The 13,980-nt window shown below is 43.2% G+C and carries 13 protein-coding genes; 8 read left to right on the top strand and 5 right to left on the bottom strand.

Annotated features, from left to right (window positions below):
- Positions 1 to 534: 534 nt before the first annotated feature.
- Complete coding sequence (locus tag DW830_RS14020; protein ID WP_119250322.1) at positions 535 to 1,443, top strand: helix-turn-helix transcriptional regulator; 909 nt, start codon at positions 535 to 537, stop codon at positions 1,441 to 1,443.
- Between the two features lie 120 nt (positions 1,444 to 1,563).
- On the opposite strand, the gene DW830_RS16770 is transcribed toward DW830_RS14020, so the two are convergent.
- Positions 1,564 to 2,403, bottom strand: coding sequence for an ATP-binding protein (locus DW830_RS16770; RefSeq protein WP_233544554.1), 840 nt, complete (start codon positions 2,401 to 2,403; stop codon positions 1,564 to 1,566).
- Positions 2,400 to 3,236 carry a hypothetical protein gene (locus DW830_RS16765; protein WP_233544553.1) on the bottom strand — a complete coding sequence of 279 codons (837 nt, stop codon included), beginning with the start codon at positions 3,234 to 3,236 and terminating at the stop codon, positions 2,400 to 2,402. The genes DW830_RS16770 and DW830_RS16765 overlap by 4 nt, the downstream gene beginning before the upstream one ends.
- Positions 3,237 to 3,471: 235 nt before the next feature.
- Here DW830_RS16765 and DW830_RS14010 point away from each other — a divergent pair, with 235 nt between their 5' ends.
- Together DW830_RS14010 and DW830_RS14005 are read left to right on the top strand one after the other, a co-directional pair.
- Entirely contained in the window at positions 3,472 to 4,608 is a 1,137-nt protein-coding gene (locus DW830_RS14010; protein WP_119250321.1) for an AAA family ATPase, read from the top strand.
- Between the two features lie 55 nt (positions 4,609 to 4,663).
- Positions 4,664 to 5,581 (top strand): hypothetical protein, encoded by a 918-nt coding sequence (locus DW830_RS14005; RefSeq protein WP_233544552.1) that lies wholly within the window; start codon positions 4,664 to 4,666, stop codon positions 5,579 to 5,581.
- A 602-nt stretch (positions 5,582 to 6,183) separates the two neighbouring features.
- Here DW830_RS14005 and DW830_RS13995 read toward each other — a convergent pair.
- Positions 6,184 to 6,816, bottom strand: coding sequence for a nitroreductase family protein (locus DW830_RS13995; RefSeq protein WP_119250318.1), 633 nt, complete (start codon positions 6,814 to 6,816; stop codon positions 6,184 to 6,186).
- Positions 6,817 to 7,393: 577 nt separating this feature from the next.
- On the opposite strand from DW830_RS13995, the gene DW830_RS13985 reads away from it, so the two are divergent.
- Positions 7,394 to 9,286 carry a MutS-related protein gene (locus tag DW830_RS13985; protein WP_119250316.1) on the top strand — a complete coding sequence of 631 codons (1,893 nt, stop codon included), beginning with the start codon at positions 7,394 to 7,396 and terminating at the stop codon, positions 9,284 to 9,286.
- Between the two features lie 124 nt (positions 9,287 to 9,410).
- Here DW830_RS13985 and greA read toward each other — a convergent pair whose 3' ends face one another.
- The gene (gene greA / locus DW830_RS13980) at positions 9,411 to 9,875 is read right to left on the bottom strand and encodes a transcription elongation factor GreA (protein WP_089544955.1); all 465 of its coding nucleotides are present in this window, start codon (positions 9,873 to 9,875) and stop codon (positions 9,411 to 9,413) included.
- 240 nt (positions 9,876 to 10,115) lie between these two features.
- Between greA and DW830_RS13975 the strand changes: the two genes are divergently transcribed.
- The gene (locus DW830_RS13975) at positions 10,116 to 11,252 is read left to right on the top strand and encodes a PepSY domain-containing protein (protein WP_233544551.1); all 1,137 of its coding nucleotides are present in this window, start codon (positions 10,116 to 10,118) and stop codon (positions 11,250 to 11,252) included.
- On the top strand, positions 11,225 to 11,716 hold the full coding sequence (locus DW830_RS16760; RefSeq protein WP_233544550.1) for a PepSY domain-containing protein: 492 nt from the start codon (positions 11,225 to 11,227) through the stop codon (positions 11,714 to 11,716). Before DW830_RS13975 ends, DW830_RS16760 begins: the two co-directional genes overlap by 28 nt.
- Here DW830_RS16760 and DW830_RS13970 read toward each other — a convergent pair.
- Entirely contained in the window at positions 11,661 to 12,815 is a 1,155-nt protein-coding gene (locus DW830_RS13970; protein ID WP_119250315.1) for a 5-methyltetrahydropteroyltriglutamate--homocysteine S-methyltransferase, read from the bottom strand. The two genes, DW830_RS16760 and DW830_RS13970, sit on opposite strands and share 56 nt — an antisense overlap.
- A gap of 248 nt (positions 12,816 to 13,063) precedes the next feature.
- On the opposite strand from DW830_RS13970, the gene DW830_RS13965 reads away from it, so the two are divergent.
- Positions 13,064 to 13,558 carry an Lrp/AsnC family transcriptional regulator gene (locus tag DW830_RS13965; protein ID WP_089544952.1) on the top strand — a complete coding sequence of 165 codons (495 nt, stop codon included), beginning with the start codon at positions 13,064 to 13,066 and terminating at the stop codon, positions 13,556 to 13,558.
- 43 nt (positions 13,559 to 13,601) lie between these two features.
- Positions 13,602 to 13,976 carry a hypothetical protein gene (locus DW830_RS13960; RefSeq protein WP_119250314.1) on the top strand — a complete coding sequence of 125 codons (375 nt, stop codon included), beginning with the start codon at positions 13,602 to 13,604 and terminating at the stop codon, positions 13,974 to 13,976.
- Positions 13,977 to 13,980 lie beyond the last annotated feature (4 nt).

Raw genomic sequence — 13,980 nt, 5'->3', positions numbered from 1 at the left:
AGCCATACCTCCCCATTTGGGTGAAATTTATCTTTCTTGGTATTACCATGAACAAAATTATCACCTCGATGAGTATTTTCTCGAAACTTTTTGTTAACTTTGCAGCCGAATCTTCAACTGCATCTTTAAAGATATCCATATATTGGTCAAGTCCTGTATTCATATAATTTTGCGTTTGTCGTGATTTGCAAAGTTACTGAAAATCAGCGACTTGACCAACTTTTTATAGTTAAGTTTTCATAAGCATTTCTTAATATAAGTTATTGATTTACAGACGATTAAATGTTAATTTAACGCAGTATTGTTATAATGTCTATATCAGAAAACGGAAAAGTCGGGAAGATATTATATAAATTTCATTTTTTTATTTCCTGTGTGCAAAAGTACAGAAGACATGGGTAAATTGGCTGCACAGGTTCGTTTTATTTTCGCAAAACGATGAAATAATTGAAATTAGCATGAAATAAATCTATCCTGTGCAACATATTTTCCTACTTTTCCGTTATCTTTGTACCAAAATAAAAGAAACAGAATATGGCTATCAATCAATTGAACAAATATGTCTGGCTCGTGGAAACCATCCATCGGGCTAGAAAAAGGGGCGGCATCACCTTAAAGGAAATCCAAAGCAGATGGAAGGATTCTGATCTCAGCGAAGGAACGGAACTCTCTCGCCGTACCTTCATCAACAACCTCCATTCCATCGAGGAACTGTTTGAAATCAGCATCAGCTGTGGCAGCGGATACCGCTATTACATTGAGTATGGTGACTGCTTCGAGGAAGGAAGTGCCAGAAGTTGGATGCTCAATGCCTTCTCCCTCAATGCCATGGTTGGCAACAGTCGCAAGCTCAAGGAGCGTGTACTCTTGGAAGATATGCCTTCTGGCAGAAACTATCTGGAAGACATCATCAAGGCGATGCGTGACAACCGCGTCATCTCCATATCCTACTATAGCTTCAATACAGAGGAGTATCATGAATTTGATATTCATCCTTATTTCGTAAAGGCTTTCAAGAAACGTTGGGATGTGGTGGCTTACAGTCCTGGCACAGATGACATCCGATGCTATGCGCTCGACCGTATGGAGAATGTCACCATCTCTGAAGAAACATTCAAATTGCCAGAGGATCTGGATCCTGCTGAATATTTCAAGGATTGCTTCGGCATCATCAACAACGAGGACTCTGAGGTGCAAAAGGTGGTACTCAAGGTGGATGCATTCCAAAGTAACTATATCCGCAACCTTCCTCTCCATACCTCACAAAAGGAAACGGAGCGCACAAATGAATATTCTATCTTTGAATACCATCTGAAGCCTGAATTCGATTTTGAACAGGAGATATTCTCCAACATGGATACCATGGAAGTATTGGAACCTCAATGGCTAAGGGAGGATATTGCCGAAAAATTGAGAAATCTCACAAAGAAATACCAGATTTAATCAATTAAGGAATATCAGATTTAATCAATCAAGAAATATCAGATACAATCATCTGAAACTAGGAAAAAAGGCGGCAAATACATTTTTCGTATTTACCGCCTTTTCTTTATGGGTGATGCATCAGAACCCAACCTTTCTCTTGGGGGTTCTTCCTTCCAGCCTTTCACTATCGCAATACCCGACAAGAGATTTGAGCATATTCGCCGGTTTGCCATGCAAGATGGATTGAATGGTATAATGGCGGGCAATGTTTTCTATCTCACCACCACTGAAATCATATCTAGCGGCAAGGAAAGAAGCATCAGCATCATTCAAAGATGATATCATCGTTTGCCAAATCTGCAAACGACAATGCAAATCAGGCTTTTCAAACTTCACTTTATAGAGGAAACGACGCTCGAAGGCCTTGTCCATATTCTCGGCAAGATTGGTTGTGGCAACAAGAATGCCATCAAGCTGCTCTATCTCCTGAAGAATGATGTTCTGGATATTGTTCTCCAGCTTATCCACCGCCTTCTCTGCACCCACCATACGCTTGCCGATGATGGCATCTGCCTCATTGAATAGCAGAATAGGAGTTTTTGCCGATTGTTTCACCATCTTTCTGTAATCATCAAAGATACCCTTGATGTTCTTTTCGCTCTCCCCTACCCACATACTCTTGATTTCCGAGATGCTAACCTGGATAAGGTCGCGACCCGTTTTCCTGGCTATCTGAAGAACAGTCTCCGTCTTTCCGGTACCTGGTGCACCATAGAAAAGGCAGGCAAAGCCACTTCTGAAATTGGTTTCCTTCAAGCGGTCTCGGATACCCTGGAAATTCTTTTCATCCAAAAGAGCTGCGAGTTCTTCTACCAGTTTACGTTCCTTATCGTTGTAAAACAGCTGTTTAGGCTTGATACTCTCAAAGGATAACATGCCACCTTTAGGACGGGAGCCTCGTATAGCAGAAAGGTTCATCTCCGAAAAGAGCAGCTTCTTCGCACTGTCTGTAATCTTAAAGGATTCCCTGTCGGCAAAGCGTCATCGTTGGTATATTCTATGAACTTTTTCTGCAAGAAACGATGGTTGCCTTGGCTAAGGTCTCGCTTAGCCCATCGCCAGACCGACTCACCTTCCTCATAGATGAAATCCAAGTCATGGCAACGGATGTCATCATCGCCATCAATAACAAAGAGTGTACACAGCAAGATGAAAAGCGGAAAATCTTTATCCTCCACATTTATATCATACAAAGCCATTGCCTTGACAAATGCCAGGTTGCTATTCTTGACAACCAGCGCTCTGAGTTTCTTTCTCAAAACCTGCTTGTTCAGTTTTTCGCAGCGGCATTTCGAGAAAAGTTCATCAAACTTATCAAACAGTTCTCTGGCTGTGAATTTATCCACATCCGAAGGAATATATCGTCGATTATGCTGGAATGCCTCCATCACCTCCATCGGGATACTATAGCTGAATCCTTCAATCCGATTCTGACAAACATATTCCTTATCGATAAGTTCCTGAGTTTCGTTGGAATATCTGAGCAATGTCAGGATTCTGCAATCCAGGAATTCCGTCAAATCAGAAAACCGGATATGGGTATCATAACACCGGTCGGCAAAGAGAGCCATAATAACACTTGCTCGCTTGGAGATACACAGTTTATCTGAAACCAAACCAAGATACGGATCTACTTTCTGATAAAACTCTTCTCCGAGAGAAGACCCTTTTGCCTTTTCTACGATTATCTCAAAGGCCTGGAGCAAGTCTATCGGCTCCACATCTTTCTTATCTGATATTTGCTTAACCATCATCATACAACATTAATACATTCTTTTTTGGATGCAAAATTAAAATGTACCTATGAAAGTTGGTTTCACAGATTGAGATATTTTTCTTCTGCGTAGTTTTTTTGATGGATAAGCACTGTCAAAATGCAAGTTTTAAAAATTATTAGGAAAAGAAGTGGCGATAGTTACATAAAAAGTAGTATCTTTGCATTTCATAAAACATGTAACACAAAATATGGAATAGCTATAAAACGTTATGGAACAGCTGAATAACCCATTTGTTATCTACGGATATAAGGGAGCAGAATACTTCTGCGACCGCAAAAAAGAGACGGAAGTCATCATGAAGGCTTTGCAGAATGAGCGTAACATCGTCCTCATCTCTCCTCGACGCATCGGAAAGACGGGACTCATACACCATGTCTTTGAGAACATCAGCAAGCAGGAGCCTGAAACGCATTGTTTCTATCTCGACATCAATGCCACAAGAAATCTGAGCCAATTCATCCAATTATTGGCAAAGACGATTATCGGGAAGGTTGATACTTTCTCGCAAACTGCCATGCGCAAGATTACCACTTTCTTTGCCGGCTACAAGCCTACGATGTCGTTTGATGAGATGACGGGAATCCCTACGTTCTCGATTACAGTTTCACCAAGCCAGAGCGAGGATTCTCTCAAACATATCTTCGAGTATCTGAAACAATCGGAGAAACGAATCTATATTGCCATCGATGAGTTCCAGCAGATAGCCGAATATCCCGAAGATGGCACAGAGGCCCTGCTACGCTCCTACATCCAGTTTTTGCCGAATGTATATTTCATCTTTGCAGGCAGCAAGCAGCACATGATGACCGACATGTTCCTGTCGGCAAAGCGCCCATTCTATCAAAGTTCGCAAATTCTCAACCTTCCTCTCATCAACCAGGATGAGTATCATCATTTTGCCAACAGATGGATGGGGACCCGGAATCTGACCATGGATCCTGACACCTTTGCCTATCTATATAATAAGGTGGATGGTCAAACCTGGTATATTCAGGATATTCTGAACCGACTCTATCAGAACGTAAAGGAAATTACGACAGCGGAAATTGATGATGTAACCCTGGAATTGGTGAACGAGCAGGAAGTGGCATTCGTGAATTACTACGATTCCCTTACTGACAATCAGGCAGCCCTTCTATCTGCCATTGCCCAGGACAAGGCTGTCACCTCCATTCTTTCGCAGGATTTCATCAGCCGCCACAACTTGCCTGCTGCCAGCAGCGTGAGTCTTGCTCTCAAGACGCTGATCAATAGAGAATTCATCTACAAGTACAATGGCAGCTATATCATCTACGACCGCTTCTTCGGGATGTGGTTGAGGAAGAACTGCGCAGCCTCCCTGTAGAAGCAACAGCTCATATAAACACATCATTAAGTATTCTTTTTAAAGCATCATCAATATGAAACATCATCATTATATGAAATATCTGTTTGTGCTTCTTCTCCTTCTTCCTACCAGTCTCATGGCACAGAACAAGGAAGAGAAGATGCCTGGACATATCACAAAAATACAGAAACTGGAGGATGTGAACGTAACAGGGAATCGTCCTCACTTCATCAGACTTAAGGGATATTATCGCAGTTACCAGACCAACGACTCTGTAATGAAATACTTCAACGACGGCATCGTGGAGTATTACATCAACCTGAAGAATGGAAAGACGGATCTCAATGCCTATTCCAAAAGAAATCTTCACAACAGCCGACTCGTTTCCGAAGACAAAAAGCGAGCATTCATGGTCAGCGACAAAGGAACCTTCCGACCTTGGCCGGAAGAGAAGACACTTATTGAACAATATCGAAAGAAATATCAGCTGAAAGATTCACTGGGCTCTCAACTCGTCCTGCTCAATCAGCAGACAATAGGCAGTATTCAAACGGACAGCAGTCGGAATATCTGTCAGATAGAAATCAACCAGCTTCCTACCTACAAGAATCTGACGCACCAGCTTTTCGGTTATACCCAGACAGATATCTACGACCATGTGGTGGAAACCTATCAGATAAGTCCTGAAGATTACTATTCCTTCAAGGACCTGCTCTTCCAGAAATCTGACAACAGCTATCTTTTCTCTCATAAGAAAGACAAGCTGCAGCAACTCATCCATGTGATTACCGAGCTATATATCACGGGAAAGGAGTATGTAGAAAAGAAGCAATCCATCAAACCGGATTCTTCTACTCCCAAAGAATCAGCTGCCGCCATTACCGATTTCTGCATCAGAAACAAGATTCCTGCCTTGCCTGAAGCAACAGAGCAGGAGATGCAGCAGTTGACTCCCTATAATCCTGCAAATATGAAAGAGATAAAGGAGTAAAAACAGGCAAAATGCATAAAGTTCCAAACACATCGTTCCCCCATACGAACAGAAAAGTAAGCGTGTGGGGGAGACTTACTGAAGATGCTTTGCAGATATACCATAAAGAGAAACGCCCAAGGTTACTGGCAAATTCTTTTTCCTATCTGTACACAGATTTCTTACGCAGCCCTTCTTGAAATAAGCAGGAAAATGAATTTCACCATTACCGCTACTTGCCATAACAGCTACACCTATATAATATTTATGATTGCGCTCCAGCTTCAACGGCTCTTCTATCCAAACAGATAAATCCTTCTTATCTGAAATTTCAGATAATCGGACGTACAAAGGTCGATGCTGTATAGGCACAAAATTTGTTCCCTTTACTCAAGTTTCGCATGTAAGCCCCACACGCCCTGAAAGGGCATCGTCCTGGGTGCTTATGAATGCAAAACTGTCGCTCTGTAAGGACAAAAGCTTTCAAATACCTGGCAATATACAAAGCTTTTGCCCTTCTATTGAGAACTTGCCCTTTCATATTTTGCCTACATGTTTCAAAAAGATGCATATCTATCTTCAAACGTTGATGTCCTGTTTCAGGACATCAACCTTCATCTGTCTTAATCCATGAACTTAATCATATCCTGGCGTCTTGGCTTTGCCTCTGGCGATTCGTCAGGATACCCCAGGGCGATGCAGTAGAGCAGCTTGTAATTCTTGGAGAATGCCATGCGGTCGAGGTAAGGCTTGGCTGACGGAGAATCCTGTATCCAACGGGCTGAACTGCCCAGGCAGCAGGAACCGATGCCCCTTGACCATGCTGCAAGAATGATGTTCTCGCCAAGCAAACCGCAATCAATCTGCGCCATATCATAAGTCGTATCGTAGGCGATGCAAACCACGCATGGAGCATTCACGAAGATGTTCTTGAAGCCCTTGCGCTCTGCTATCTTAGGATTATCCTTTACCACGGCTTGGGTTATCGAATCGATGAGTGCAGGAGAATCTATCACTCTGATTTCGTACGACTGCAGATTCTGCCCGTTTGGCGCATGGATACCGCATTTCAGAATCTCGTTCAGGGTATCACGGCTGATTGCGGAATCCTTGTAAGCACGAATGCTTCTGCGACTCATCATCAAATCGGTTACCACACTTGCAGAGTCAACGCTGTTCATTGCCTCCGGCTGTCTGTTCTCGTTGCAGGCTGTCAACATCAGTGCTGCTGCCAATCCTAAGAAAATCTTCTTCATATTACTCATGATTAAACTTATATTCCTATTAGTATATACTCATGTAGCGCTATTAGTATTTATCCACGTAGCGTTATTAGTATATACTGTGCAAAGATAGCAACAAATACTGGTATTCAAGAAGATACGTTATGATTTTTAAGAGTTTTTATCGGTCTAGACCGCTGGCTTGATTTCTGTCATCTCCTCCCGACGGCAGTGTTTTATCTGGCAGGTAACACCCAGCAGGCAGCCTTCACCTGTATGAATCTCATCAGTATGATAGCCACAACATCGGCTTATATATACGCATACTATAGAATGTATCGGGCGATAAAAACTATAGGATGTATCGGGTAATAAAACTAAATAAATACAAATTCTCGGATATACAGTTTTACAGAAAGTGTTATCAGTTCTACAGAAAGAAATTTGCAATGCACTGCAAATTTCACTCAGAAGCACGAGAAATTTGCAATGCACTGCAAATTTCCCCAAAAAGTTTCGTATATTTGCAGCGCATTTCATTTTTAGCAATCAAGATAGAATGCAAAATGAATAGCAAAATGAATAACAAGAAGAAAAAGAATAAAGAAGTATGAATATCAAGGAGAATTATCAACAATATGTAAGCCGATATGCTTCTGAGGTGGCTGCCCTGAAGCGTAAGAATACGGGATTTATAACAGAAGAGCTGCTGGCTTTCGGCGGCATCCTCGCCTTCCTGATCTGCTATTTCGCATTGGATGGGGATACGCAGAACTATCTGTTGGGGGCGGTGTTGTGCCTGATTGCCTATCTGGGTATCAGAAGACTTGACGACAAAAATAAGGAGAAGATAGAGCATCTTTCGGCTTTGCTCAAGGTTTATCTGGACGAAATCAAGGCTTGGGAGGGCGATTTTTCACCTTTCGAGACGGGCGATTCCTATCAGAATCCGCAGCATCCTTATTCCTTCGACCTCGATGTATTCGGCAAGAGTTCGCTGTTCAACCGCATCTGCCGAACCATCACATCGGGCGGTTCGGAGGCACTCGCCAGGAATCTTACCCGGGAAACACCTCTGAATATGGAAGATATCAAAAGAAGAAGAGATTTGCAGAAGGAATTGGCTGGAGAAGGCGAAAACTGGCGAATGGAATTTCTGGCACTTGGCGAAAAGAACAGAAGCCAAACTGCGGATGGCAAAATGGTGAATGGCAAGATGAAGAAGATTGATTCTGCTGCAGTGGTGGATGCGATGCAGAAGGTTTCGAAGATGGAGGTGCCGGCATGGTTTGGTTCACCGGTTTCGTTCGTTATCGGATGGCTGCTGATTATCGGAGTCATCGGTTCCGTGATTTTATCGATATGCGATATGGTTTCGGTGAATTTTGCCTTGTGGTGGGTGTTGGTTCAATACATGGTGGTATTCTTCGTCTGCAAGCAGACACTTGACAAGATAGACAGCAATGGCTGCAAGCTTCGACATCAGCTCATCGCCTATGCCCAGATACTCCAGCTTATCAACAGGCGCAATTTCCATAGCGAATTAGGCAAGGAGATGCAGAAATCCCTGGCAGATGCCCTGCCTTCCTTTGCCCAACTGGAAAAGATATTGAAGGGGTATGACAGAAGAGGCAACTTCCTGGGTCTTTTCTTCACCGATGCCTTCATGCTGAGCGATTTCTTCCTGGTTCGCAGTTTCCTGAAATGGAAGAATACCTATATGGTGAAGATGGAGGAATGGATGCATATCATCAGCGAGATGGATGCAATGGTTTCGATGGCGGATTTCAGATATAATCATCCGGAGGCGGAAGAGGCGGAATTTGTTTCGGGAAGTCCGGAAATCGTGTTCGAGGGTAAGAATCTCTATCATCCTTTCCTGGGTGCCAAGGCGGTGAAGAATGATTTCACCATCAAGGACGACAACTATTATATCATCACCGGAGCCAACATGGCGGGAAAGAGTACCTTCCTGCGTTCGCTGGGCGTGAACTATATCCTGGCAATGGCGGGTATGCCGGTATTTGCGGATCAACTGAAGATTTCACGTTTCAGATTGTTCTCGAGTATGAGAACCACCGATGATTTGACGCATGGCATCTCTTATTTCAATGCTGAATTGATTAGATTGGAGGAGCTTCTGAAGTTCTGCAAAGAAAGTGCAGAGGGAAAAAACTGCAAGGAAAGTATAGCGGGCAATAAGGAATCACTCCGAACGCTGATTATTCTGGATGAGATTCTGAAGGGAACGAATTCATTGGATAAACTGAATGGTTCGAGAAAATTCCTAGAAGCCATCGCCAAACAGCCGGTGAGCGGTATCATTGCTACCCACGATTTGGAACTCTCTAAGATGAAGAATGATGCATCAGGCAAATTCCACAACTATTGTTTCGAGATAGATTTGGGCACGGATGTTACCTATACTTATAAGATACAGAAGGGCGTGGCAAGAAACCAGAATGCCACCTTCTTACTGAATAAGATTCTGGAGAAATATTAGAATAGAATTTATAAAAGAACTACAATAAGATTTATAAAAAAGGGAAACTCCCGATAATTTGAACAGTTTCAAATTATCGGGAGTTTTCCTTTAAAAGAATACATTATAACTCAACACTATCAAGTTATAACTCAACACTATCCAGGCGGAATTTGAGCAAGCCGGCTGGTACCTTTACCATTACCTCATCACCTGCCTTCTTACCCAGAAGAGCCTTGGCGATAGGCGACTTGATAGAGATTTTTCCACTATGCAAATCAGCCTCGTGAGGATTTACGATAACATAACTCATGCTGCACTTGTTGGCGAGATTGGTAATCTTAATCTTGCTCAACAAGCCGACGGTATCGCTCTTCAGACGTGACTTGTCAATGACACGGGCATTCTCCAAAACCTTCTGCTTGAAGCTGATGCGGCTCAACAGTTTGCCCTGCTCACGTTTGGCAGCATGATACTCGAAATTCTCGCTGAGGTCACCCTTGTCGCGAGCCTCAGCAATCGCATCACGAACGGCTGGCAACTCTACGTTTACCATGTGTTGAAGTTCGGCCACGAGCTCATCGTAGCCTTCTTGAGACATATATTCCATTTTTCCTTGTTTTCTAGTTTCTTATTGTTCTTAATGAATGATGATTTTTTATTCGGGGTGCAAAGTTACTAGTAAATCACGAAATCACCAAACTTTTTTAGTGAAAAAGTGAAGAAACTAAAGATTAGCAAAGACTGAAGCATTCCAAATCATTATTTTTGGGTATTGCAGAAGTAAATAGATATTCTTACCTTTGCAACCCATTTAGTAGAAAACAACAATGTTTATTAGAAAACAACAATGAGAGAAAAAAAGAAGAAACGTTTTACATGGAAGAAATACCATCGTTGGTTCGGACTTGTACTGTCTGTCTTTATGTTGGTATTCTGCGTATCAGGTATCATTTTAAATCATCGCCAGCTATTCGCCGGTTGTGAAGTAAGCAGAAGTCTGATGCCATCGGCTTATCATATCAAGAATTTCAACAACGGCATCATCAAGGGTTCTATCAAGATCAATCACCGCATCAGCAAAACTCCAAGTGATTCCATCCTGGCGTATGGTTATGGTGGCGTATGGCTTACTGATGCAGAGATGAAAAGCTGGAAAGACTTAAACAAGGGATTACCCCAAAACGTGGATGGCAGGAATATCCGCAACATCGTGCAGACGAAAAACGGAGAAATCTGGTGTGCTGCCATGATGGATATATATCGCTTCGACGGAAAAGAATGGAAGATGTTTCCGCTCGCAGATAATGAAGAGCGTATCGCCGACATTACATTGACCAAAGATAGCACAAGCATTATCGCCATGACCCGTTCTGCCGTTTATGAAATATCCGGAAAGAAGACGGATGCAGCCAACGAAAAGAGGGATGCTATCAGCGAAAAGACGAATGTTACCCGCAAAATCATCGGTCAACCGGAAGGTTTTGTTCCGGAAGTTACCCTTTTCAAGACCGTTTGGAACCTACATAGCGGTGCTTTCTTCGGATTAGCCGGAAGATTGGTGGTGGATGCCATCGCCATCGTGCTCATCATCTTGTCGATTACAGGCATCATCCTCTTCATTCTTCCTTACCGTATCCGCCGACAGAAGCAACTGCAGGCAAGAGAAAGAATGGTGAAGCTTGGAAAACAGATGGTACTCAATGCGAAATGGCATAATAAATTAGGATATACCACAATTATCCTAACCCTTTGGCTATCGATAACAGGTATGTGTCTCCGCCCACCACTGATGATACCTCTGGCAATGAACAAAACCACGGAAAAGGTGAAGGATGGAAATGTCTGGCACGATAAACTTCGCGCTATCCGTTGGGATGCAGCAGAGGGCAACTGGCTTGTTTCTACCTCAGAAGGTTTTCTGCGAGTAGATGAGCATTTCTGCAAAAACCGGTTTTATTGGATAAGAAGCAATCGCCAAAGATAAGTCCGATGGGAGTGAATGTTTTCGAAAGCGATGGCAAAGGTGGCTGGCTGATAGGATCATTCAGCGGTATGTTCCGTTGGAATCCGGAAAAGAATCTGATAGTAGATTATTTCACGGGGAAAGCCAACCAAGGAAAATCGATGATTCCGATTTCCAGTTCTTTGGTCAGCGGTTATTCCAAGGATTTCTTCGGAGAAAAAGAAGTGATTTTCGATTATAGCAAAGGGGCGAACTTAGGTGAAACAACATCTACCCCAGAGTTGCTTTCTGCCACCCCAATGTCACTTTGGAATGTGGCTTTAGAGCTTCACGTAGGTAGATGCTATTCTCCATTCTTAGGTCCCCTTTCCGACCTCTTCGTCTTTATCTCCGGTTTGCTGATAACGCTGGTTTTGCTATCCGGCTATATCATTCTGCATCGGAGAAAGAAGAAGAGCCCCAAACTTCCTCAGAAATCTCTCTAACCAGATCTATCTTTGCCCATTGCTCAGCATCAGTCAGTTTATTGCCAATTTCGCAAGAGGCAAAACCGCATTGAGGACTGAGGCTTAAGTGATTGAGAGAAATATACTTGGCAGCTTCGTGGATTCTGGCGATGACCGTAGCCTTATCCTCCAACACAGGAGATTTAGAGGTTACCAAACCCAGAACCACCTTCTTGCCATCTGCCACATATTTCAATGGTTCGAAACCGCCCGAACGCTCATCGTCATACTCCAGATAGAAGGTATCTACATCTTCATGAGCGAAAAGATAAGGAGCTACGGCATCGTAGGCACCTTTGGTGGCATAGCAGGAATGATAATTGCCACGGCATACGTGGGTGTTGATAGTCAATCCCTCCGGTTTGCCCTCGATGGCAAGGTTGTTCACCTTCAGATATTGCAGGGCTTCCTGTTCAAGGGTGAAGCCGTTGCCCACCTTGGCCTTCCAGTAATCGCTATCCACAATCATTCCCCAGGTGCAATCATCGAGCTGGATGGTGCGGCAACCAGCTGCATAAATCTCCTGGAAGAAGGTGCGATAAGCCTGGGCAATATCCTCTATCAGTTGGGTGGTGTTAGGATAGAACTTGCGGGTATTCTCGGCATTCTTGCCACGAAACAGTTCCGCAAGAAACTGTGCAGGAGCCGGAACCGTCTGCTTTGCCTCGAAGATATACTCATCCTTGGCATCCAACTCCTCAAACTGCTTCACAAACAGAAAATCCTTAATAAAAGGATGATTCTCGCCGGTAATCTTGCCGGTCAGTTGGATAGAACCCTTGGTTGTCTCCTCACCATGAAACTGGTAGCCATGCTCCAGTTCGATATGCTCCACGCCATTGAATCCCCACATAAAGTCGAGATGCCAATAGCTTCGGCGGAACTCGCCATCGGTGATATAAGGCAGGTGATGCGCCTTCTGCTGTTTGATAACCTCAGTAATCAGGCGGTCTTCGATACAGCGAAGGTCGGTGGCAGAAATCTTGCCATCAGCAAACTTGGCTCTTGCTTCTTTCAACTCTGCAGGACGCAAATAGCTGCCCACTGCCTCAAAATGTATATTTCTTACGTTGCTCATTATTTTATCTCCTATATTTTTTAATGATGAATGACTCTTACTTTGCCATTATCTTATGATGAACGGCTCTTTGCATCCGGAATTGCGAGTGCAAAGGTAAGAAGAAGAATTTTATCTACCAAATATTCTTCGTAATTCAGAAAAATATGCTATCTTTGCATCGAATTCAGCAAATCAGCAGAATATTATTCTGCAAGAAACGCTAAAAGGAGAAACAAAGAAACTATAAAACAGAAAGAAAAGGAACAATGGCTACAGAAGAAAATCTCGACGAAATCGATATTAAGATACTCAAGTTACTGCAGCAGAACTCCCGACTCACCGTGAAGGAACTTGCAGCAAGAGTACACCTCTCCCCTTCTCCTACCTTCGAACGACAGAAGCGACTGGAGCGAGAGGGATACATCCAGCGATACGGAGCAATCGTAGATCATCACAAGATGGGACACAACGTGATTGTGCTCTGCAATATCCGACTGAAGCAGCACACCCACGATTTGATTCAGCAATTCATGGATACCGTACAAACCATCGATCAGATAACGGAATGCTACAATACCACTGGCGATTACGACTTCCAGATCAAGGTGTATGCCCGGGACATGAAGGATTATCAGGACTTCATGCTCAACACCCTGGGAAATATCGACTGCATCGGAAGTCTCCATAGCATCATCGTAATTGGCGAAATCAAGGATTCGCATTATATCCCTGTGAATCAAAATAAGGAGAAGAGAAATTAAATCAAGAAAGAATTAAGAGAATAAAAATTAAGGAGTAAGAATTATGTTTTGGAAAAAGATCATCATCCTATACCTTGCTCTTCCCATGCTTTGCTGCCTTCCATCCAAGGCGCAGAAGCCGGGAGATATCGTCAGCGAGCAAACCATCAGAAAACTTGGAGAGAAGCATTTCTTCTCCATCTCTCCTATCCCTGACCCCATCTTCCATCTGATGCAAGGAAAGACGTATACCTCAAATCCGCAACCTATAGGGTTTAGTGGGATTTTGCTTGCAAAGCGACAAAATTCATTTTATTGTACATATTTCTTGCACAACAGAAATGTCGCAGACACAAAATCCCCTTACCCCATAAAGCGACTTGAGGTAATACGCTGGTTTAACCAGAAAAGCATGGTCTTTAACCAAAGTCTGTCTTGAACAG

This window comes from Prevotella sp. AM34-19LB (assembly GCF_003468525.1).
Lineage (GTDB): Bacteria > Bacteroidota > Bacteroidia > Bacteroidales > Bacteroidaceae > Prevotella.
Note: the sequence above shows the minus strand (reverse complement) of the source record. Positions and strands in the feature narration are given on the sequence as shown.

What these genes read in the sequence shown, in the direction of transcription:
- DW830_RS16765 (WP_233544553.1), bottom strand. Translation starts at nt 3,236, where the DNA reads ATGGTTAAGCAAATATCAGATAAGAAAGATGTGGAGCCGATAGACTTG.
- DW830_RS14005 (WP_233544552.1), top strand. Translation starts at nt 4,664, where the DNA reads ATGAAACATCATCATTATATGAAATATCTGTTTGTGCTTCTTCTCCTT.
- DW830_RS16770 (WP_233544554.1), bottom strand. Translation starts at nt 2,403, where the DNA reads ATGAACCTTTCTGCTATACGAGGCTCCCGTCCTAAAGGTGGCATGTTA.
- DW830_RS13985 (WP_119250316.1), top strand. Translation starts at nt 7,394, where the DNA reads ATGAATATCAAGGAGAATTATCAACAATATGTAAGCCGATATGCTTCT.
- DW830_RS13965 (WP_089544952.1), top strand. Translation starts at nt 13,064, where the DNA reads ATGGCTACAGAAGAAAATCTCGACGAAATCGATATTAAGATACTCAAG.
- greA (WP_089544955.1), bottom strand. Translation starts at nt 9,875, where the DNA reads ATGGAATATATGTCTCAAGAAGGCTACGATGAGCTCGTGGCCGAACTT.
- DW830_RS13995 (WP_119250318.1), bottom strand. Translation starts at nt 6,816, where the DNA reads ATGAAGAAGATTTTCTTAGGATTGGCAGCAGCACTGATGTTGACAGCC.
- DW830_RS13975 (WP_233544551.1), top strand. Translation starts at nt 10,116, where the DNA reads ATGAGAGAAAAAAAGAAGAAACGTTTTACATGGAAGAAATACCATCGT.
- DW830_RS13960 (WP_119250314.1), top strand. Translation starts at nt 13,602, where the DNA reads ATGTTTTGGAAAAAGATCATCATCCTATACCTTGCTCTTCCCATGCTT.
- DW830_RS13970 (WP_119250315.1), bottom strand. Translation starts at nt 12,815, where the DNA reads ATGAGCAACGTAAGAAATATACATTTTGAGGCAGTGGGCAGCTATTTG.
- DW830_RS14010 (WP_119250321.1), top strand. Translation starts at nt 3,472, where the DNA reads ATGGAACAGCTGAATAACCCATTTGTTATCTACGGATATAAGGGAGCA.
- DW830_RS14020 (WP_119250322.1), top strand. Translation starts at nt 535, where the DNA reads ATGGCTATCAATCAATTGAACAAATATGTCTGGCTCGTGGAAACCATC.